4 protein-coding genes are annotated in these 25,248 nt (G+C 47.8%); all 4 read left to right on the top strand.

Going from position 1 to position 25,248, the window contains the following annotated elements:
* From L1070_RS04770 to L1070_RS04785, 4 genes are read left to right on the top strand one after another with little or no spacing between them, the layout of a single operon-like run.
* A complete protein-coding gene (locus tag L1070_RS04770) occupies positions 1–11,505 on the top strand; it encodes a non-ribosomal peptide synthetase (protein WP_237124682.1) in 11,505 nt (3,834 codons plus the stop codon).
* Positions 11,502–16,004, top strand: coding sequence for a MupA/Atu3671 family FMN-dependent luciferase-like monooxygenase (locus L1070_RS04775; RefSeq protein ID WP_237124683.1), 4,503 nt, complete (start codon positions 11,502–11,504; stop codon positions 16,002–16,004). Before L1070_RS04770 ends, L1070_RS04775 begins: the two co-directional genes overlap by 4 nt.
* Positions 15,994–22,224: a non-ribosomal peptide synthetase/type I polyketide synthase gene (locus L1070_RS04780; RefSeq protein ID WP_237124684.1), complete on the top strand. Its 6,231-nt coding sequence runs from the start codon at positions 15,994–15,996 to the stop codon at positions 22,222–22,224. The genes L1070_RS04775 and L1070_RS04780 overlap by 11 nt, the downstream gene beginning before the upstream one ends.
* Positions 22,221–25,247, top strand: coding sequence for a type I polyketide synthase (locus L1070_RS04785; protein ID WP_237124685.1), 3,027 nt, complete (start codon positions 22,221–22,223; stop codon positions 25,245–25,247). The genes L1070_RS04780 and L1070_RS04785 overlap by 4 nt, the downstream gene beginning before the upstream one ends.
* The last annotated feature ends 1 nt before the right edge of the window (position 25,248 follow it).

The following is a 25,248-nucleotide window of genomic DNA, read 5'->3' on the forward strand; positions in this document are numbered from 1 at the left end:
ATGCCTGAAGCATTTAGCTTAAGATTGGACAATGAACAGGTGCCATTTAGCAATCTGGTAGAGATTGTACAGTGGCACTTGCAGCGTCATCCAGATCGAGAGGTGTTTCAATTTCTTAAAGACGGTGAAGTTGAGTGTCACCCTGTAAGCTATTTTGAATTAGATCAAAAAGCCAAAGAAATTGCGGTGCAATTGTTGAGTGAAGCTCAGTGTGGAGATAGAGCTCTACTTGTTTTGCAAAATGGCATTGACTTTATTACAGGGTTTTTTGGCTGTTTATACGCTGGGATATGCGCCGTACCTGTTTACCCACCTCAAAATCGCCAAGCGTATTTAGAGCGACTAGAGATGATAGCTACGGACTGCCAAGCACGTTTTGTGCTGGGGACCCGTGATTACTTCGACAATGCCCAGTCGCGTTTAGAAGCGTTTGAAACGCTTGGCAAGGCAACAAAAATAGCGGTTGATGAGCGTGAAGAAGATACCTCAGGTTATGTATTACCTGCTCTGAATCAAGACAGTCTAGCCTTTTTACAATACACCTCAGGCTCAACGTCAGCACCGAAAGGAGTGATGGTCACGCATGGCAATCTGATCAACAACATTGCATCGATGCAATCATGTTTTGGTCATGATGAGCAAACGATCATCGCCTCTTGGTTACCCATGTTTCATGATATGGGCTTGATTGGTGCCGTGCTACAGCCGATTTGTATTGGTGGCAAAGTGATTGCCATGACGCCAGCAGCGTTTCTACAAAAGCCCATGCGTTGGTTAGATGCCATTTCAAAGTACCGAGCAACCTCTTCTTTTGCCCCTAACTTTGCCTATGACCTGTGTGTGAGCAAGGCCACAGAGGAAGATCTACAGCGTCTTGACCTATCGACTTGGACCATGGCACTCAATGGTGCCGAACCCATAAAACCTGAAACAGTTAAAGCTTTTGCTAATAAGTTTGCACCATGTGGATTACATGCGAACACGATGTACCCGGGCTATGGTTTAGCTGAGGCGACGCTGTTTGTATCGGGTGCCCAGCGCCTGAGCGCACCGCAGTTTTTAGAGGTTGCAGTCTCTAATTATCAGCACAGAGATTTAGTCAAACCAGTGACAAGCGGCGGCGCAACCAGAGAACTAGTCAGTTCAGGTATCCCTAGTCCTTACAACGATGTAGTCATTGTTGATCCAGAAGATCACAGTCGTTTGACAGACGGTCAAGTCGGCGAGGTGTGGGTTCGAGGTGAGAACGTGGCATCTGGATATTGGCAGAATGAAGAGAAAACCATTGAAACCTTTAGAGCCACAATCCGCGGCGAAGGCGATGTTCATTACATGCGTACCGGTGATTTGGGCTTTATCCACCAGCAGCATCTATTCATTTGCGGTCGTATCAAAGAGCTTATCATTATTCGTGGTGCGAACTTCTACCCACAAAACATCGAACAAACATTACAAAACAATATAGATGGCTTAAAACCCAATGGTGGCGCGGCATTTACGATTGAGCATGAAGGTGAAGATGCGCTGGTAATTGTACAAGAAGTTGAAAGAACTTGGCTGAAAAAGGTAGACCCAGAAGCCGTAGCCCAGCAAGCGCGCGCTCTGATTGCCAGTGAGTATGGCTTGTCGCTACACGCGTTTGTCATGATCCGTCCGATGACCCTACCAAAAACATCCTCAGGGAAAATACAACGTGCTCGTGCCAAGCAATACTTTGCAAGCGGCGAACTTAAGGTGGTATCAGAAACTATCTTCACAGCGGCTTCTAAAAACAGTGAATCAGCGCATACGCTTGATATTAAGTCATTCGGCCTCAGCTCTGAACTTGCTGATGTGGTGTTGGGTTTAGCGCTACTGATCGCACACAAGGCTAAACTACCCGTTGCACAACTGGATATTGAACAATCGATTATTCACACCGGCTTGGACTCAATTACTCTGAACAGCCTAGTGGCAACGGTTAAAAATGTATTTGGTGTGACCTTATCACTTGGTGAGTTGTTGCAATCGAGTTCGCTACTGGATATCGCACAAAACATCGTTGAGCAAAGACAAGATGGTCAAAGCGCACCGTTGCTTGCGCTAAAGCAGCACAATTACTCGCAGCACGATGCATTTGACCTCAGCGTTAACCAAATGCAGATGTGGTTATTGCACCAAAAAGCGCCTCATAGTGCGGCGTACAATGTGCCTATGTGCTTACAAGGCCAGTTTGACAAGGTACAACTTGAGCTGGCGCTTACAAATATGCTTGAAGCAAACCCTATTTTGCGTACGCATATCTCGTTTAATGCTCAGCAAAACAAGTGGCAGCAGCGCATTTTACCTATGCCAGAAGTGACATTGATTGAGCACAGTGAAGTGTTAGCATCAGCTGAACTGGCGCGAAGCACAATTGCTGAAGCCGCACAGCAACCTTTTGATTTAGAACATGAGCCTTGCTATCGCTTTGAGTTGTTCCCGCTTGAAGATGGTAGCCAGTGTCTATTGTTGACCTTCCACCACATGGTGGTTGATTTAACCTCAATGCTGGGATTAACCAAGGCTCTGTTGGCACAGCTTAGCGGTCAGGGTGTAGCACCACTGAACACGAGCGCCAGTTACCAAGACTTCATCGCATGGCAGTGTGAACAAGGGGAATCAGAAAAGGGCCAAAACGCTGCCCGTTACTGGCAAGAAAAGCTCGCCGCTGATTTACCTGCATTGCAATGGCCAATGCGAAATAGCCAGCCACAAATGACGCCAGGACAAGGTACGTCATTTGAGTTTGCAAGCGACTTTAGTTCGGCTGAGTTGAGCCAAGCATGTAAGCAGTTGGGGTGTACACAAAACAGCTTTATTTTTAGTGCATACCAGTTGTTCTTGACTAAATTGTGCCACGAACGCCAATTTGCAGTAGGTATTTTGAATACGGGGCGTATTGCGCCAGAGTTCCTTGATTGCACGGGGTACTTTGTTGAGCCACAAGTATTTTTAGCCAATGTTGGTCTGAATGCTTCATTCTGTGAGTTGGTTGCGCAGACGCAACAACAGCTCTTTACTATGGTTGAACATGCGGGTAGTTCGTTACAAAGCATGTTGGCGCAGGAAAGCAAGCATGAGCAATCGTTACAAACCTTGTTTACCTTCTATCCGCATCAAGCACATGCCATTGCACCGTTTAATGCAGCTATGGAGCCTCGTGTTATTAGTGGCTGTGAAGCTTATCAACATATTCCTTTGCCTTCTTTAGGGGCGCAGTTCGATTTATCACTGATAGCAGCCGATGACGGCGAGCAATTACAGTTCAGATTTGAATATCACAATGAGCTGTTCAACGAGCAACATATTGCTAAGTTTGCTGAGTTTTTCAGTCATGTGATGGGCGCTTTGGTCAAACAGCCTAACTTGCGCTCAGAGCAGCTTGCCTTACAACCAACGCAAGCCCATGACCACGCATGCTTGCAAGCCAGCTTTACGACCAAGGACTTTGCTCAGCAGGGCCATGTGCATGAGCTGTTCACCAAGCAAGCACAGCGAAATCCAGATGCAATAGCCTGTCGTTTTGGCAATGAGTCTTTACGTTACAGCGAGCTTGAGGCCAAGGCCAATGGCTTAGCTAAGTTACTGATTGAGAAAACCAACCACCAGGACCCTGTGGGTATTTATGCCGAGCGTTCGTTGGAGCTTGTAGTTGCGATTGTGGCCTGTTTAAAGGCGGGTTGTCCCTATGTACCTATCGATCCAACTCAACCTGACGAACGTGTAGCAACAATCATTGATACCGCAAAAATTGCACTGCTGCTGAGCAATCAGCCACAGCTGCCGTGTGATGTGCAAAATATCACGCTGGACGTTACCCAGATTGACTCATTGGATGCCGATGCTGTGCCAGTACGTGCAATTACAGAGCGCGACCTTGCTTATATCATCTTTACTTCAGGGTCCACGGGTACTCCCAAAGGGGTAATGAATAATCATGGCGCAATTCGCAACCGTGTACTGTGGATGCAAGACGAGTATCAGGTTACACACAACGATGTGATCTTACAAAAAACCCCTTATACCTTTGATGTATCGGTGTGGGAATTCTTGCTACCTCTGATCAGCGGTGCAACCTTGGTATTGGCAAAGCCACAAGGACACAAAGACAGTGATTACTTGAGTGATTTAATCGCACAGCAAGGTGTCACTTTATTACACTTTGTACCATCGATGTTAGAGGTGTATCTGGGTAATCCAAATACCCAATTGGCAAGTGTTAGAGATGTCTTTTGTAGTGGTGAAGCCTTGTCGGTCGATTTGCAAAACCGCTTCTTTACTCGCTTTGCTCACAGTCGGTTGCACAATCTTTATGGCCCAACTGAAGCGGCTATTGACGTGACATACTGGCAGTGTGATCCACACTCGCAAAGTGCATTCGTGCCAATCGGTCGCGCTATCGACAATATCCAGCTTTATATATTGGACGCTGAGTTACAGCCCGTACCAGCAGGTTGTTTAGGGGAGCTTTACATTGGCGGAATTGGCTTAGCCAATGGCTATGTGAATCAGCCAGAGCTGACAGCTACCACCTTTATTGATAATCCCTTTGTTGCGCAAGCCGATGCCAAAATGTATCGCACTGGCGATCTCGTTCGTTACGAGAAAAACGGCGTGATTGAATATGTAGGACGTACAGATTCACAGGTAAAAGTGCGTGGTTTTAGAATCGAGCTAGGCGATATTGACGCGCATCTGCTGGCGATTGACCAAGTGCTGGAAGCGGTCACGATAGTGGTGGGTGAAGGCTCGGACAAACAACTAGCGTCTTATGTGGTGCTAAATAGTGAACTTGATAGCGACCACATCAAAGCCATGTTGGGTGCAACACTGCCACAGTATATGGTACCAACTTACATCACGGTCATGGATACCATGCCAATTAATACGAATGGCAAATTAGACCGCAAAGCCTTGCCTGCACCTCAGTTGACACTCAATGAAAGCGACTATGTTGCACCTGAGTCTGAACATGAGCAGCAACTGGCCAATATCTGGGCGCAAGTACTGAACCTTGATGTGAGCGCTATCAGCCGTACGCATAACTTTTTTGACTTAGGTGGCCATTCATTAGCCGCTGCAAAGGTTGCAACACTGGCTAAGCTAACGATGCGCAACGTATTTGACGCGCCAGTTTTAGCACAGCAAGCGCAATACTTAGACGCTCAGGCGACTGACGTACAAGCACCTATCACAAAAATTGAGCGAGATAGCGAACGCTTTGCGCTGTCACCTGCGCAGTCACGTCTTTGGTTCCTTAACCAGTTCCAAGATTTGGGGGGCGCATACAATATTCCTACTGTGCTGCAGTTAACAGGTCAGCTGGATGAAAAGGCTTTACTGAGTAGTATTGAGCAGGTGGTCGCGCGCCACGAAATCCTTCGCACGTGTTACGCAAGTGAAGACAATGTGCCTTATCAATATGTTGTACAAGATATCAAGTTTGCGGTTGAGCAGCTTGATTGGAGCAGCCTGAACGATGCGCAGCGTGATGACGCCAGAGCACAGTTTATGGCGCAACATGCACAAAGCGCCTTTGACCTTGCCACTGAATTACCGATTAGAGTCGCACTTATCAAAGAGCAAGCCCATTGCTACACGCTTTGTATTTGTTTGCACCATATTTCTGCCGATGGCGTCTCGTTAGCGCTACTATTACAGCAGATCAGTGCATATTACATGCAGCAAGAGTGCGACTTAGAAGCGCCACAGTTACAGTATTTAGATTACTGCCAATGGCAAGCGAAGCGCTTATCAGACGAAGCGTTTACAGCCCAACAGCTAACGTTTTGGACCAAGCAGTTACAAGGTCTCAAGCCTTTATTGCCACTACCAACGGACCGTCCAAGACCAGCTCAGCAAACGACTGCGGGTGAATGTGTAGCGCTGAACTTTGATAACGAAGTAGTTGCTAAGCTACAGCGCATTGCCACCGAGCACAATGCTAGCTTGTACATGGTGTTAATGAGCGCTTACAAACTGTTGCTATCAATCTACAGTACAGAGCAAGACATTGCTGTTGGTACACCAGTATTGGGTCGTGGTCATACACAACTAGATGATGTATTCGGGTTCTTTGCTAACACCGTGGTGCTACGTAATGAGATTGACAGTAATGCAACGTTTGCACAGTTGCTGGCACAAGTAAAAGAAACCACGTTGGCGGCCTTTGAGCATCAGGATTTACCGCTGGATATGCTTATTGAAGCATTGCAAATACCACGTAGTTCCAGCTACAGCCCATTATTCCAAGTGATGTTTAGCCTAGAGCAACAGCAAGATGTAGGGACTTTATTTGGTCAGCAGTTAAAAGTAGCGCGCGTATCTCGATTGCATCAGGTTGCTAAATTTGACCTATCAATGATGCTAGAGCAGCACAATGCGGGTGTATCGGGTTATTTAGAGTTCAATACAGACTTATTTGACAAGCACACCATTGCGCAATTTGCTAAGCACTTTACTACTTTGCTGGATGCGATTTCGACCCGCTATGACCTTGATAAGGTGGCGTTGAAAGAGCTGAACTATCTGCAACAGCCTGAGCTTGAGCTTTTAGCGCAGATGAGCGAGGGGCCTGCGGCGGTATTTAGCAGTGTGACCGAACAATTTGACCAGCAAGTTGCTTGTCATCCAAATAAAGTCGCCGTGTCATGTGGTGACTCCAGCATGACCTATCAACAACTGGCAGAGCGTGCCAATCAGATTGCCAATGTACTGATAGATAAAAATATCACAGGTGCAGTAGGGGTTAGCCTGAAGCCGAGTTGCGAAGCTGTTGTGGCGTTACTGGCAGTGCTAAAAGCGGGCGCACATTATGTGCCGTTGGATAGCCAGCTACCAGCTCAACGCATGGACCATATCGTCAACGAAAGCGCAATGTCACATGTGTTGGTGGATGACGCTAGCGAACAGGCATTTTCTGAGCGCAACGTTATCAACGTGCATCAGGTTTCAACGCAAGTTTCTGTTGAACTTAAATCTAGCAATTGCGCTGATGACCTTGCCTATTTGATGTTTACCTCGGGGTCAACGGGCGCACCAAAAGGGATCACCATCCGTCATGGCAGCATCACTCGTTTGGTTAAAGATGCCAGCTACGTTGAGCTGAATGAGCATACGGTGATGCTGCAGGCTGCTTCGTTGTCTTTTGATGCTGCAACATTTGAGATCTGGGGCGCATTGCTCAATGGCGGACGCTTAGTGGTGCACAATGATGACGTAGTGTCTTGCCAATCATTACAAGCGCTGAATGAAGTAAATACTGCATGGCTCACGGCGTCGCTTTTCCATCAATTGGTTGATGAAAATCCTCATTGTTTGGCATCGCTTAAGCAATTGCTAGTCGGTGGTGATGTGGTGTCAGCAGAGCATGTTGCCAAAGCCTACGCCAGCAATCCAAATATTCAAATCATTAATGGCTATGGCCCTACCGAGTCAACCACTTTTGCCGCAACACATCGCATTCACGCCGAGTCTATCGCTTGTCCACGCGGCAGCATTGCAATCGGTAAGCCGATTAACGGGACTCAGCTGTATGTATTGGATGCGCACCAGCGTCCTGTACCGTTCAATGTTGCGGGCGAGTTGTACATCGGTGGTTTGGGTTTAGCGACGGGCTACATCAATCAGCCACAACTAAATGAGGCGCAATTTGTTGAGTGCGCGCCATTGGGTGGACAGCCACAACGCTTGTATCGCTCGGGGGATTTAGTGCGCCGTTTACCAAGTGGTGACATTGAGTTTATTGGCCGTGCCGATGAGCAGGTGAAGCTGCGTGGTTTCCGTATTGAGTTGGCAGAAATTGACGCAGTTTTGGCCGCTTTGGCGAGTGTTGACAACTGTGTCACTCTGCTGGTGGACGATATGCTGGTGAGCTATGTGGTGGCTAAGCAAGGTGTCGAGGCATTGCGTGAGCAGCTACAGCAGGTGCTACCTAGCTACATGGTGCCAACCTTTATCATTGCACTTGATAGCCTGCCGCTGACGCATAACGGCAAGTTAGACCGCAGAGCATTGCCTGATTACAAAACATTTATTCAGGATATGAGCGATGATGCGCCTGTAAGTGAACAAGAATCAGCCCTTGCAGCATTGTGGGCGCAGCTATTGCCGCTTGGGGAGCAAGCGATAGGCCGCAGCAGTGATTTCTTTGCCTTAGGCGGACACTCACTCCTGGCTGCAAAACTGGTTGCCAAATGTAATAAAGAATTGAACATGCAACTGAGTGTGCGCGAGATTTTTGATAATCCGACACTTTCAAGCATGGCTGGCAAGTTACAACCACTGGACAGTGTAACGCCACTAACTAAAGCCGATAGAAAGCAATCGCACGGTTTATCTTATGCGCAATCTCGCTTGTGGTTCCTCTCTTCCATCGACAATGCGGCGGGTGCATACAATGTACCGCTGACGATTAAACTCAGTACCGACACGCACAAGGTGGATGTCTCGCGTTTACGTCAAGCGGTACATAAATTGGTTGCCCGCCATGAGGTGCTGCGTACTGCGTACCGCGCCCAGCAAGGGGTGCCTAAACAGGAAGTAATGACCGTCGAAGCGGCTTTGGCGCAGCTAGATATCCCGCTATATCAGGCGCAAGAGCTTGAGCACAGCATTGAGCAATTCATGCATACGTTTAATGGTGCGCTGTTCGATTTAAGCAATGGCTTGCCGATTAGAGCAGCAATTGTACAAGAGTCTGAAGACACACTTTATCTGGCGCTGTGTATTCATCACATTGCCACCGACGGCAGCTCGATGGCGTTGATTGGTCAGGAGTTAGCAGAGCTATATCAACAAGATAAAGCCGAGCTGGCCTATCAATACCTAGACTACAGTCAATGGCAACAAGCGACCTTAGAGCAAGGTAAGGCACAACAGCAACTGGCTTATTGGCAAGCGCAACTCGCTGACTTGCCACCACGGCTCGAGTTGCCAGCGGACTATGCACGTCCAGCTGAACAATCTTATCAAGGTGCCTGTTTAGAAGTATCACTACCTGAGCAGGTGAGTGCCTCATTAGAGCGTGTAGCGCACAGCCACGGGTGCAGTATGTATATGGTGATGTTGGCTGCATACCAGTTGTTATTGGCTAAATATGCGGGTGAGCAGGATATCGCTGTAGGCACCCCCATTGCGAACCGCCCACTGGCTGAGCTGGAATCAATGGTTGGCTTCTTTGCAAACACTTTGGTGCTGCGCAATCAAGTCAATACAACACACACGTTGCCTCAGTTACTTGAAGCAACACGGAAAACGACGTTATCAGCCTATGCTCACCAAGATTTACCATTTGAATTCTTGGTAGAGAAGTTACAGCCACAAAGAAGCTTAAGCTACAGCCCATTGTTCCAAGTGATGTTTAGTTTGGCGCACGATGACCAAAGCGCACTAGAGTTTACAGGACTTCGAGCGGATAAGCAGCAGTACGCACATCAGGTGTCAAAGTTTGACTTGTCGTTCATGTTGTCACACAACAATGGTGCTATCAGCGGCTACATCGAATATAGCACGGACCTGTATCGCGCCAGCACTATTGCCAGAATGTGGCGTCACTATGTGTGCATTCTAGAGCAGCTAGAGTCGGCGTGTGCGCAGCAAAATACCGTAGGCAGCATCGTATTGGATTATCCACAACAATTGGATAGTCAATATGCACAGCTTAATGGCGTTGTCAGCGAGCAAGCAGCGACACCTGCAATACTCGCAGAGCTATTTGCACAGCAATGCCAGAAAACGCCAAATAAGGTTGCTGTACAAAGTGGTGATGAGCACTTGACCTATGAGGACTTAGCGCAGCAGGTCAATGTGGTTGCTAACCGTATCCTAGCCACTGGGGTTGAAGGTAATCGCCCAGTCGCGGTGTACTTAACTAGAAGCATTGACCTGTTGATCACGTTACTTGCCATCCAGCAAGCAGGGGCTTTCTATGTGCCGCTGGACCCAAATTATCCGCCGCAGCGTGTGGCTGATATTTTGGCCGATGCACAGCCTGCCTTGATAGTGACACAACAAGGTTTAGCGCAGCGCTTAGCTGATGTAGATGCGAAGATGCTCTACATAGACGAAGCGATGTATGTGGCTGACTTTACGCCTTGTACTTTACTACCAGCGCCGACGGACACGGCATACGCAATCTACACCTCAGGTTCAACGGGTAAGCCAAAAGGGATAGCCATTAGTCATCACAATGTGGCGGCGCTAATAGACTGGGCGACTCAAGAATTCAGTGCACAGCAGCTTAGCCAGGTGCTTGCGGCGACCTCAATTTGTTTCGACTTATCAGTGTTTGAGATGTTTGTTCCACTGTGTGTTGGTGGTTGTGTGAACATCGTAGACGATGCGTTGGCTTTAGCTAATGGCCAAGACTACAGCGGCCTGACGCTTATCAATACCGTGCCTTCGGCCATGACCGCGTTATTGAGCTTAAACAAGCTACCTACATCGGTGAGCACCATTAACTTGGCGGGTGAACCTTTGGCCCGAGAACTGGTAGATGCGCTTTATGAACGTGCGCACGTGGAATGTGTATACAACCTCTACGGGCCATCAGAAGACACTACTTACAGCACCTATGTATTAGTACCTAAAAACCAAAAGGCTAAGCCAACGATTGGTCGCCCAATCAAAGGCACACAGGCTTATGTGATGGATAGCGATCACAATCGCTTACCCATCGGGGTAACGGGCGAGCTTTATCTGGCAGGTGACGGGGTAACGCAAGGGTATCTTAATAACCCAGCACAAACACAAGCTGCGTATCTAGAGATAGCGGGGACACGGATGTACAAAACGGGCGACAAAGTTCGCCTACTAGATAGCTATGAACTTGATTATTTGGGCCGTATTGATCATCAAGTGAAACTGCGCGGTTTTAGGATTGAACTGGCTGAAATTGAGCATGTTATCCACGGCATCGATGCAGTGAAACAGTGTGTAGTGGTGGTGAATCAGCAGCAGGCACAACAACCTCAGTTGGTTGCCTTTGTAACACTGCACGATGAAGCGTCGGATGCAGCACAGGTCAGTAAGCGGATAGCCGCGCAAACGGCAGCTTGCTTACCGGATTACATGCAGCCTGCACATATCGCAATCGTAAGCGAATTGCCGATGTTGCCCAATGGCAAGATTGCTCGCGGACAGCTTGCCCAGCAACCAATAGATATTGTTAACAACAGCTCAGGTGAACGTCCAAGCACGGAGTTTGGAGTGCAGCTAGCTGCACTGTGGGCCGAGTTGATAGGCAGCGATGATGTCTATCTATCAGACCACTTTTTCGAACTTGGCGGTCACTCTTTACTTGCTGCGCAGTTGGTCAGCCGAGTGGAAGAGCTATTTGCCGTACAACTAACCATAAAAGATGTTTTTCAGCATCCAACATTACAAGCACAAATCGATCTTATCGCACTCCTCAAAGCCTCTATGGATGTTCATTCACAAGCATGTTTAGACGACGAGGTGGAACAACAGGAAGGTAGTATATGAGTATTAATCAGCTATTAAACGAGCTCACGCAGCGCGGTATCAAGCTGTGGGTTGAAGGTGACAAGCTGCGATTCAAGGGCCCTTCGGATGGTCTTGATGATGCACTTAAAGAGAAACTGGTCGCGTTCAAACCTGAGTTAATGAACTTGTTATCAAGACAAGCACAATCGGCAGCACCAAAGAGCAACAACGAGTTAGTTATTGATAAAAGTGCACTCTCGTTCACGCAGCAGCGATTGTTGTTCATGAATGACATGCTAGGTGCTTCAGCGTCTTATAACTTACCAAGTGCCTATCGCCTTGAAGGACAAGTTGATGTTGCGCGACTCAAGCAAGCGTGGCAGCAATTAACGCAGCGTCATGAAGCCCTACGTACCGCTTTTGTTAAACAAGAAGGTGAGTACAAAGCACAGGTTCTAGATGCCGTACAAGTACACTTTATCGTCGAAGATTGCACCCAAGATGCAGCAAGAGTTGAGCAAGTTAAACAGATGGCGACAAATCATGTGTTTGATTTATCAAATGGTCCTTTGGCTGTTATGACCTTGATACAAACAGGGCCTGCCAGTCATATCTTGCTACTTAACATGCATCATATTGTGACCGATGGCTGGTCGAACGGTGTGCTTTGGCGCGATTTCTGGCGGCTATACCATGGTGACGATAGTTTGGCAGAGAGCCCCGTTGCAGCAAGTTACGCTGACTTTGTGGCTTGGCAAATGAATTGGTTACAAAGCCCTCAGTTTGAGCAACAGCAGCAATTTTGGTTGCAGTATCTACAAGACGCGAATACATCGCTGGACTTACCACTGGATTTTGCACGCCCAGCAACACCGGATTATTGCGGTAAAGTGGTGCCGTTTGAACTCAGTGCTGACACTGCTGATAAGTTGGCTCGTTTTAATCAGCGCCATGGTTCATCGGCGTTTATTACGCTCCTTTCATCGCTGTTTTTGCTGCTTGGTAAATATACTGGGCAAACAGACATCTGCATTGGCACCTCTGTTGCGAACCGTAAAAAGACCGATTGGGAGTCAGTCATCGGCTTTTTCTCAAACGTAATTGTGCTTAGAGGTCAGCTTGAAAATGAGCAAAGCTTGGCGCAGCTTACCCTAGCTGTGCGCGATAGCGTGCTTAACGCATTTGAACACCAGGACTTTCCATTTGAGAAAATTGTAGAGAAGCTACATCCAGAAAGAAGTCTGAGCACCAATCCGCTGTTTCAAGTGATGTTTAACTATGAACAAGAGGAAGCGGGCGATAACACGTCTACGGCGGGCTTGACCATTAACGCTGAGGCGTTAACACAAGAGGTTTCTAAGTTTGACCTCACAGTAACGGTTAAGCGTCAGGGCGACAAGTTATACGGTGGTATTGAGTATGCTACGGCATTGTTCAAGCACGATACGGTTGAACGCTTGGCACAGCTATACAGCCAAGTATTGTCACAGTTGCTAGACAACGATGCTCAGCGTTATGCCGATTTAAGCCCATTAAGCGAGGATGCCCAGCAACACATACTGTCAGATTTTAATGGCCCAGATCTAGAGTTTGACCGCCACACCACGATAGAGCAGGTGATCACCGCTAAAGCGCTAGAAATGGGTGACGCGCAGGCGCTACAAGACCACCAGCAGAGTTTAAGTTACAACGAACTGATGCAGCGCGTATCTGTGATGACTCAAAGCTTGTTGTCTCACGGCGTTAAAAAAGGACAGTTTGTTGGTATCGCACTTGATAGAAGTGTTTCTATGGTGGTTGCGATGCTTGCCGTAATGCGTTGTGGCGCGGCTTATATCCCTATTGATGTGAACTTCCCAGCCACTCGTAAACAGCAAATTTGCGACGATGCTCAACCGGCTTGTGTGATCACCGCGCAAAAGGATGAAGTTGAGGTTTATTGGTCTTGTCCTACCTTGGCATTGAGCGATGTGGATTGGCAGGCACTACCGAGCAACATTGAAGCGATGCGACCAGAGGTCGACGGTGAAGATTTGGCCTACATGATTTATACCTCGGGCTCCACGGGTAAACCAAAAGGCGTTATGGTGAGCCATGCCAATGCTATTAATCTATTCTGTGGTTTAGATCAGTCACTTGCTAAGACTTTTGATAAGGTGGAAGGGCAACCTGTTTTTCGTGCCTTGACCAGTATTTCGTTTGATATTTCGGTGCTGGAACTGTTTTGGACATTAGCCAATGGTTTCAAGGTTATCATAGAGCAAGACCACTTTACCTCGTTAGCTCAGCAAAGTACGGCCAAGCGTAAGACGACGCAAATCAATCAGGCGGCAAAAGCACTTGATTTCAGCATGTTCTACTTCGCGTCAGATCAAACCACAGAGCAAGGCAAGTATCGTCTGTTAACAGAAGGTGCCAAGTTCGCTGACAACAGTGGTATGAGCGCGGTCTGGATCCCAGAACGTCACTTCCATGAGTTTGGTGGGCAGTTTGCAAACCCCTCGGTTGCAGCGGCCGCAGTCAGTATGATCACCAACAATATTGAGATCCGCTCTGGTAGCTGTGTGCTACCTCTACACGATCCAATTCGTGTTGCAGAAGAATGGTCTATGGTTGACAACCTCTCTAATGGCCGTGCTGCGATGGCGGTGGCATCGGGTTGGCACTTCAATGACTTTGTGCTCCAGCCAGATAATTTTGCCGAGCGCCATCAAAAACTAAAAGAGGGTATTGAAACGGTTAGGCACCTTTGGCAAGGCGGTGAGATCACCCGAATTAATGGTAAAGGCACTGAATCTCAAATAAAAATTCATCCAAAGCCGATCCGTAAGGCATTACCTATGTGGATCACCGCGGCAGCAAACCCAGAGACTTTCCGTTATGCCGGAGAAATCGGTGCTAACGTGCTGACCCACTTTTTGGGGCAAAGTCGCGAAGAGTTAGCAGAAAAAATCGCCATTTATCGTCAAGCACGTGAGGAGCATGGTTTTGACCCTAAAGCAGGTAAGGTGACGCTGATGTTACATACCTTCTTGTCTGACGATCATGATGCGGCTATGAAAGCCATCGAAACACCGTTTAAGAACTATCTAAGAACGTCACTGAACCTGCTACTTCCTGTGGCGGAAAAAACTGGACTGGATACCAAAGAAGACTTAGAAGCCGTGGTAGAGGCAGGATTTCAGCGTTATGCCAAACACAGCGCTTTATTTGGTTCACCAGAGTCCAATATCGAGATGCTCAACGAACTGGGTAATATCGGGGTCAACGAAATCGGTTGTCTTATCGACTTTGGTGTAAAGGAAGATGAGGTTATCGATAGCTTTACACACATCAAACGCTTGATGAGTATGCTTCGTAACAGCAGTGATAATTCGGTGGCGCTATCAAATGACGAAGCGACACATATCCAGTGTACGCCTTCGTATGCGCAGTTGTTACTTGAATCCGAGTCGACGCGTGCCAGTTTATCCAACATTCAGGGTTTCTTGGTTGGTGGGGAGGCGTTGACGGCCGATCTTGCTCAGCAAATCCAGCAAGTCATCCCAGGTAAGCTGTTCAATATGTATGGACCAACGGAAACCACGGTCTGGTCGGCGGTCAGTGAAGTACAGGGTAAGGATGTCAGTATCGGCTTACCTATCGCAAATACCCAAATGTACGTGTTGGATAAAGCGCTTAAGCCGGTGCCATTTGGCGTGGCTGGCGACTTATACATTGCCGGTGATGGCGTAACTAAGGGCTACTGGTGTCGTCCAGAGCTTACCAAAGAGCAGTTTATTCTTAATCCATTCTCAGACTCAGGCAAACATGACTTGTATCGCACGGGCGATGTGGTGCGCCGCAACCCTAATGGCACACTGACTTTTGTTGGTCGAGCGGATAATCAGGTCAAAGTACGAGGCTATCGCATCGAATTGGATGAGATAACTAAGCGACTGAACGATCAGGCTGATGTTGCACAGGCATTTGTACGTGTTCATCGCGCCGAAGGTCAAGAAGCAAAAATCTTGGCTTATGTACTACCGCAACTGGGTCAAACGATTAGTCGTGAAGCGTTAATGACAGCACTTGGTGCCAGTCTACCTGATTACATGATGCCTTCGGCCTTGTTTGTCCTTGAGCAACTTCCTTATACCCCAAATGGCAAGGTAGATATTAAAGCCTTACCAACACAAATACAGGCGTCGCCAGCGAAGCTGGTGCCGGTTGCAAATGACACCGAATTCAAGATGGCTGAGATCTGGAAAGCGCTACTTAACCTTGAGCAGGTAAGCACCAAAGAAAGCTTCTTTGAATTGGGCGGCCACTCACTGTTGCTGGGCAAAATGCAGCAACAAATCAAAGCCGTCTTTGATGTCACGATAGAACTTGTTGATTTGTTTAAGTACCCAAGCATTTCAGCGTTGGCAGAGCGAATTTCAGCTGAAAAAGGCTCAAGCCAACAACACACGAAGCGGAGCGGTCGCAAGGTAAACCGTTCATCTATTAATCATTTCAGAAATAACATGAGACAGAGAAATCAACGTGGAAAATAACAACAATATAGCACTGAACCAAATCGCGATCGTTGGCATGGCAGGTCGATTCCCTTCTGCAACGAGCGTAGATGAATATTGGCAGAACCTAGTCGCTGGTAAGCAGTCATCAACAGAGTTAACGGACGAGGAGTTACGTAACTCGGGCGTGCCAGAGGAGCTAATCGCGGATCCAAATTTTGTGAAGAAGTCTTATATCGTCGATGCGGTAGATAAGTTTGACGCGAACTTCTTCGGCTTTACGGCCCGAGATGCACAGATCACCGATCCGCAACAACGTATGCTACTTGAATGCAGTTACGAAGCGCTTGAACATGCAGGTTACAGTAATGAGAAATACGATGGTTTAGTTGGCGTCTATGCGGGCGTAGGCCCGATGGCTTACTACATCCGTAATTTACTCCCAAATAGAACCTTGCTGGACTCGGTAGGCACGCTACGAATGTCTATTGGTAATGAGAAAAGCTTTGCAGCGACTATGGTGTCATACAAGCTTAATCTCCGAGGCCCAAGTATCAACGTTGATACCGCTTGCTCTACTTCGCTGGTGGCGATTCACCAAGCGTGTCAGAGCTTGTTGTCATACGAATGTGATATGGCACTGGCCGGCGGCGTGTGTTTGGATACACCACAGAAAATCGGTATGCACTACACCGAAGGCAGTATTATCTCTCCTGATGGCAGCTGTAAGCCATTCGATGAAGATGCCAAGGGCACAGTGAAAGGCAATGGTGCGGGGCTGCTGGTACTGAAACGATTAGAAGATGCACTCGAAGATGGTGATACCATTTATGCGGTCGTAAAAGGTTCCGCGGTAAATAATGACGGCGCATTCAAGGTGGGGTATACCGCATCAAGCGTTGAAGGCCAGGTGGATGTAATAAGCGAAGCCTTAGCGCGTGCCGACATTGACCCAAGCAGTATGCGTTTCGTGGAAGCACACGGTACGGGCACCATTTTAGGTGACCCAATCGAAGTGAAGGCACTGAGCGAAGTTTACAGCAACTATACCGACAACAAGCAATTCTGTGCCATTGGCTCGGTAAAAGCCAATGTTGGGCACCTAGACATTGCGGCAGGTGTAGCTGGCGTGATTAAGTCATCAATGGCGATTCACACTAAAACCTTGCCAAAGAATATCAACTTTACGGCACCGAACCCTAATATTGACTTTGATAATAGTCCGTTCTTTGTCAACACCGACAACCTATCACTACAAAGCGACACCGAGATTGTTGCTGCGGTCAGTTCATTTGGTATTGGTGGCTCTAACGCACACCTTATCTTAGGTGAGGCTCCTCAGTTGGTCAGTGATGAGGCTAATCGTCCACAACAGTTGATTGTTGCCTCTGCGAAAACCCCTCAATCACTGGATATGCAGCTCAACAAAATTGCCCAGTACTTAACTGATACAGCCGATGTGAATCTGGCTGACTTTGCTTACACCATGCAAGTGGGTCGTAATGAATACGAACATCGCGCAGTGGTTGTAGGCAGCAGTGCAGATCAAGTTGCAGAGGCGATTTCGCAAGGCGCAAGTCAAGTCATCACGTCGCACAATGACAATGAAGATGCCAATGTTTACTTCATGTTCCCAGGTCAAGGCGCACAACACGTCGGCATGGCCAAGTCACTGTACCAACAAGAAGCGCAGTTTAAATCAGTCGTGGATGAGTGTGCGACTTTGTTTGAACAGCACTTAGGCTTTGATATTCGTAGCTACCTATTTGCACAGGATAACGATGCAGATCTGACTTCAACCTTATTATCACAAACGGCACTATTCACCATCGAGTATGCGATGGCTAAATTATGGCAAGCCAATGGTATTGAGGCGACAGCAATGATTGGTCATAGCTTGGGCGAATACGTTGCAGCTTGTTTAGCTGGGGTATTTAGCCTTGAAGATGCCATTAAGCTCGTTGCGGCGCGTGCATCACTGATGAATAAAGTGGCACCGGGTTCAATGTTAATGATCCAACAAGGTGAAGCGCAGGTTCGTGATTACTTGAACGAACAAATTTGCCTTGCAGCCGTCAATGGCGAAGCCATCTCGGTGGTTTCAGGCCAGAGTGACGCAATCAGTGCGTTACAGGCGCAGCTACAAGCACAAAATGTGGATTGTCGTATTCTACACACCTCACATGCATTCCACTCACATATGCTTGACCCAATTCTTGGTGAGTTTAAACAAGTGCTTGATGGCATTGTATTTAACGCGCCAGTTCAGCCGTTTATTTCAAATGTGACGGGGGATTGGATTGAAGTGTCTCAGGCGACATCAGCTAACTATTGGGTTAATCATTTACGTGGCACCGTGCAGTTTGCTAATGGTTTGAATACGATTCTACAAGATAGCAAAGCGGTACTGCTAGAAGTGGGCCCAGGTCAGGTGCTATCAACTCTGGCAAAACGCAGCTTCCAAGTTAAAAACAGTATCGCCAGTGCACGTCATGCAAAAGATCAGCGCTGTGATGTAGACACATGGTTACGCGCGTTTGGTGCACTATGGCAAGCGGGCGTCTCTGTAGATTGGACCTTATTACACCAAGGCTCTTTCCGTCGCCGTATTGCAGCACCAACCTATCAATTTGATAAGCAAAGCTACTGGGTTGGTAACGACGCGCAAACAACACAAGAAGTTGCCGTGATTGAGTCAAGCGCTGCTGGGACTGAGCAACAACCAAGTTTGGATGCAGGTATTGATGCCATCGTCGCCCGTATCTGGCAAGACGCGTTTGGTATCGATAAGGTGGATTTAAGCGAGAACTTCTTCCAACTTGGCGGCGATTCGTTGCTGGCAACTCAGTTGTTGTCTCGTGTGCGCCAAGAACTAGATGTGCAAGTGACCCTCAGTGAACTATTTGAATCAACCGACTTAGCGGATTTCATCGCGATTGTACAAGGGCATGCAGGTGAGGACGAAGCAAGTAAAGCAAGTAACCTGAAGATCTCAGTCGTTGAGCCTGATGTTGAAAATCGTTACCAACCGTTCCCACTAACTGATATCCAGCAAGCATATTGGGTTGGGCGTAGCAGCGCAGTTGAGTTGGGTGATGTGTCCACCACGATTTATCTAGAAGTCGAAATCAAAGCGGGCGAAATAGCCAAGTTTGAACGTTCATGGAACCGATTGATTGAGCAGCACGAGATGCTCAGAGCCATTTTCTTAGACAGTGGTGAGCAGCAAATTCTACCGGCTGTGCCTGAGTATAAGTTTGACATCATTGATGTATCTAACTGTGACGAGTCGTCTGCCGAGGCGCAGGCCATGGCGCTACGTGAAAAAATGTCGCATCAGGTGTTACCGTGTGACACGTGGCCGCTCTTTGATATCAAAGCCGTTCAATACAGCGAACAATCATTCCGCCTATGTATCAATATTGATGTGTTGATTGTTGATGCGTGGAGCATGAACATGATCATTGAGCAATGGTTACAGTTGTATCATAAGCCAGAAACATCGCTGCCAAAATTGGACTTCTCGTTCCGCGATTATGTGATAGCAGAGCACGCTCTAAGAGAAACAGAAGCATACTACCAAAGTGAGCAGTACTGGTTCGACCGTATAGATTCATTACCGAATGCACCTAAGCTGCCCATGGTGACATCACCTACCGCAGTGAAAGACGCCAAATTTGAGCGCTTTAACTACGATATGGAAGCCACTCGTTGGAAGCGTTTGAAACAAAAAGCGCTAGCCAACGGCGTTACACCAAACAGTGTGTTGATCAGTGCATTCTCAGAAGTGCTATCGATGTGGTGTGAAAACAGTCATTTCTCCTTATGTTTAACCAACTACAACAGGCATCCATTCCATGCTCAAGTTGATGACATTACTGGGGATTTTACCTCATTGACCATCCTTGAGATAGACAATCAGCTAGAAACGCCATTTATTGACCGAGTGGGGGCAACACAAACGCGCCTATGGAAAGACCTAGATAACCGTCTCGTCAGTGCAGTGCATGTGCTGCGTGAAATGAGCAAACGTCGTAACGAGCGTGTGATGTTACCTGTGGTATTCACCAGTACCTTGGGTGGCCGAGAGCTTGAACACGAGCAGACGCAAGAAGATTTTGCACAAGAGGGTTATGGTTTGAGTCAGTCATCGCAAGTATGGCTGGATCACCAAGTGCTAGAGTGGCAGGGCATGTTGCGATTCAACTGGGATAGCGTTGCATCATTGTTCCCACAAGGGATGATCAAGAGCATGTTTGACACTTACTGTGCCCTGCTAGAACAGTTGGTCGATAGCGATGATATTTGGCATGCCGTGACACCGATTCGTCAGTCTGAAATTGCCCCGCCAATGGAGTGTAAGCAGTTTGAAGATCATATTCTACACCACGGTTTACAACGCTTAGCGGCAACCCATGGCGAGTCATTCGCAGTGGCCTCGGCTGGAGATGAGTTGAGCTATGCACAGTTAGATAATGTTGCGGATCACATTGCCAGCCGAGTTCATGAGTTGGGCGTGGAAAAAGAAGAGTTGGTGGCCGTGATCATGCCTAAAGGCTGGCAACAAGTTGCAGCAACACACGGAATTTTACGAGCAGGTGGCGCGTACTTACCAATCGACCCTGAGTGGCCGACGCAAAGACAGCAAGATTTGATTGATACGACCAATGCCAAGGTGTTGATCACGCTGCCTGAGTATGAGCAGCACTTTAGTGCGTGGCCGGTATCGGTGATTGGTGTTGATTCACAATGGCAACACAGTAAACCTGCGCAGTTGGTGAATGCAGATGTGCAACCTGAAGATCTGGCATATGTGATTTTCACATCAGGTTCAACAGGTAAGCCCAAGGGCGTAATGATTGACCACCGTGGTGCCATGAACACCATTTGTGACATAAACGAGCGCTTCAATGTGACTGCCAAGGACCGTATCTTTGGTTTGTCAGCACTGAGTTTTGACCTGTCGGTATACGACAATTTTGGTCCTTATTTTGTGGGAGCTGGGCTCGTTATCCCAGCGGGTGAGCAAATCAAAGACCCAAGCGGATGGAATGCACTCCTTACTCAGTACGATGTCAGTGTGTGGAACACCGTGCCTGCGCTTTTCCAAATTCTAGCTGAATATCAGGAGCACAAAGGGGTGAACTTCCCAGCTTTACGTCTGGCAATGCTCAGCGGTGACTGGATCCCATTAAACCTGCCCACGGATGCCCGAGAAAAGCTCAATGACAAGTTAGAGATCATTAGCTTAGGTGGGGCGACCGAGTGTTCTATCTGGTCGGTATTCTATCCGATTGATGAAGTAAAACCCGAGTGGAAGAGCATTCCTTATGGTGTGGGCTTAACCAACCAGCGCTTGTACGTACTCAATAAACAACTAGACGAATGTCCTGTGGGTGTGACGGGTGATATTTACATTGCGGGTGTGGGCCTTGCGCTTGGTTATTACAAAGATGAAGAAAAAACCAATGCTCACTTCATCGTTCATCCAACGACGGGGGAGAGACTCTACCGTACTGGCGACTGCGGTAAATACTTCGCTGATGGCTGTATCGAGTTCTTAGGTCGTAACGACAATCAAGTGAAAGTAAATGGCTACCGCATCGAACTGGGCGAAATCGAATCCGCGATTCGAGACTGTGGGCTATTTGATGATGTTGTGGTGGTAGCACAAGGCAGTAATAAGCCGGGCGCACAGACCAATACGCGTCTTATCGCTTACTTATTAACAAGTACAGACAGCGCCTCGGGTGGTGTTGCCAACGCCGAAGCACAATTGGTATCGCAACTTGCGGACAAGATCCCAAGTTACATGATCCCAAATGCGTACGTCACGATGGATAAACTGCCGCTCACAGCGAATGGCAAAGTAGATAGAAAAGCGCTGGTAAGTCAGGAGATCAAGGTGACTTATACCCGCGAGAAGATTGCAGCTAAGAACGATACCGAGCGCCGTATTGCAGGTATCTGGGCAAGCGTACTGGGCTTTGATGATTTCAGTACCGACGACAACTTCTTCGAAATTGGTGGGGATTCAGTCTCAATCTTGAAGGTACACCAGCAGTTAGTGAAAGAGTTTGGTTCAGGCCTGACAGTAGTGGAGATGTTTAAGCATCCAAAAATTGTCGCCTTAGCCCAATTTATCGACACCCTTGCGCCAGTAGCACGTTCTAAAGAAGACCTAAAAGCAAAGGCAAACAAACAAAAAGCCGCCCTTGGTAGAAAACGCGGTGCCTCAAAAAGGAGAGTGAACTCATGAGTCAATACAAATTAAATACAACTAACAATGATGAACAGGCATTGCCTGAAGAAGTAGCTGTAGCAGTAATTGGCATGGCGGGGCAGTTTCCTGGCGCTGAGAATGTTGACGAGTTTTGGGACAACCTCTCAAAAGGGGTTGAATCTATCGCCCGCTTATCGGATGACGATTTACGCCGATGTGGCATAAGTGATGAGTTGTTGAATAATAAATCCTATGTAAAAGCAGGGGCTTATTTAAAAAATTCAGACATGTTTGACCCTGAGTTTTTTGATATGACGCCTAAAGAGGCAGAGATCACTGACCCACAACACCGTGTGTTGCTTGAGTGTGCACATGACGCAATGAGTGATGCAGGATATGTGGGTGAGCATTATGATGGTGCGGTATCTGTGTACGCGGGGATTGGTGTTGACACCTACTTGCTTGGCAACATCATGACTAACCCACAAATTCTTAATGAGATGGGGATGTATCAGTTGGTACTGGGCAACGATAAGTGCTATGCGGTATCGCGCATCTCTTACAAATTGAATTTGACCGGTGCGTCTTTGCTAGTCGACACCTCTTGCTCAACCAGTTTGGTGTCTGTTGTGATGGCATATAAGAGCCTACTGAGTTACGACTGCGACATGGCGTTAGCGGGTGGTGCTAAAGTCAACGCATCTGAGGTTGGTTACCTGTATGAACCTGGCAGTGTGAACTCACCAGATGGCCATTGTCGTGCGTTTGATGCTGAGGCTTCGGGCACCGTATTTGGTAATGGTGTGGGTCTGTTATTGATGAAGCGCCTAGAGGATGCCATTGAAGACAAAGACAACATCATTGGCATTATTCGTGGTGGCGCTATCAACAATGATGGCTCCGACAAAGTCGGCTTTACCGCGCCAAGTGTTGGTAAGCAGCGTGACGTTATAGAACAGGCATTGGAATTCTCAGAGGTGCCAGCACAATCTATCTCTTACATTGAAGCCCATGGTACAGGTACACGCTTAGGAGATCCGGTTGAAATTGGTGCGCTTAATGAAGCCTTTGCCGATTGCCCAGCGCAAAGCTGTTATATCGGTTCGGTAAAAACCAATGTGGGCCACCTAGAAACTGCGGCGGGTGTGACTGGGGTAATTAAAACTTTGCTGTCGATGAAAAATGACACATTACCAGCGACACTCAATTACCAAACGCCTAACCCTGCTATCAATATTGAGCAAACACCGTTCAAAGTGGTGGCTCAGAACACGCCTTGGGCGCGCACCGAGAGTCCTAGACGCGCCTGTGTGAGTTCATTTGGTATTGGCGGCACCAATGCGCATGTAATTTTGGAAGAGCCACCTGCACGTGAGTACCCAACGGAGCCTGGCAGTGAGCTGTTATTGCTTTCGGCAAAATGTGCTAATGCACTGAAGCAGTCACAACAGAATCTGAGCGCTGCACTACCAGATGTACCATCGTTACAAGATGCGGCGTATACCTTGGCAGTAGGGCGTAAGGCTTATGCGCATCGTAGCTATGCTGCGGTCAATGACAAAGGCTCGGTCACGTTTGCACCAGCCAATGAACTGACAAAATCGGTCAGTAAAGTGGCTTGGGTCGTACCGGGCCAAGGCACTCAATATGTGGGGATGTCTCTCGACTTGCACCAACGTTTTGAGGTGTTCAGAAACACATTTGAACAGTGTTGCGAGCTTATTGTACGCCAAGGCGGTCAAGATATCCGTGCGCTGCTGCTGGCAGAAACACCAGAGCAACAGATGCAAGCGCAGATCACACAAACTGATTACGCTCAGCCTGCGATTTTTGTGCATGCCTATGCGATGGCAAAACAACTACAAGCGATGGGAATTGAGCCTGAGCTTATGTTGGGTCACAGCTTAGGTGAGTATGTGGTGGCCTGCTTAGCGGGTGTAATGAGTCTTGAAGATGCCATCAAGCTAGTACTGACTCGTGCACAACTGATGAACAAGGTTGAACGCGGCGCGATGTTATCAATTAGTGCGTCATTGGATGTGGTTCAAAGTGTGTTGGCTCAGGCAGAAACTCAGCAGATAGATATTTGCGCCATCAACAGTGGCAAGTCCATTGTGGTAGGCGGTACACATGACGCGATTGATGCGCTATCGAGCCTGTTACAAGACAAGCAAATTGACAACCGTAAGCTGGTGACATCACACGCATTTCACAGCCACATGCTCGAGCCTGTGCTGGGTGAATTTGAAGCGGCGGTTCGTGGTATTACCTTTTGTGCACCAACAATGGACTATGTATCGAGCTTAAATGGCCAACGGGTCAATGAGCAGATGGTATGTGAGCCACAGTACTGGGTGCAGCATCTACGCCAAACGGTGCAGTTTGGTAATGCAGTGAATACGTTAATCGGCGAGGGGGTGGATTGTGTCTTTGACCTCGGGCCTTCAAATACCGCAGCCATGCTGGTACGCGATAACGTGACCAGTACTTGTGCGATTATCCATTGCGCGCCAAACGTCAAACAAAAAACAGCGGCAGATTTGGTGCTACTTGAAGCCATTGGTAAGTACTGGAGCTTAGGCGGCAACATTGATTGGCATGACTTCTACGCCGATCGTGATTGCTACCGTACCTCGTTACCTGGTTATCCATACCAAAAACGTCGTTGTTGGATTGACCCAATTCATACCCAAGCGACGCCTGTGGCTGCACAGCAACCAACACCTGAGCATGAAGTCGTAGCAACAACGCCTCAAAGCAGCGATGAACAAGGTGCGCCACGCAATACAACTGAAGCCATGATTGTAAAAATCTGGCAGCAGCTTCTGGGTGTGGAGTCTATCGCTATCACAGATAACTTTTTCGACTTAGGTGGACAGTCGCTACTGGCCTCTCGTGTGATCAGTTGTATCTATGAAGAGACAGGCCTAGAGGTGGATGTGAGCGCCGTATTTGAATCACCAACCGTAGAGGCATTGGCCTCAGTAATCGTTGAGCAACAGCTCAGCTCAACAGACAGCGATGAACTAGAACGCTTGTTACTTGAACTAGAAGAGTAAA

The organism is Pseudoalteromonas sp. MMG022 (assembly GCF_021654245.1).
Lineage (GTDB): Bacteria > Pseudomonadota > Gammaproteobacteria > Enterobacterales > Alteromonadaceae > Pseudoalteromonas > Pseudoalteromonas amylolytica.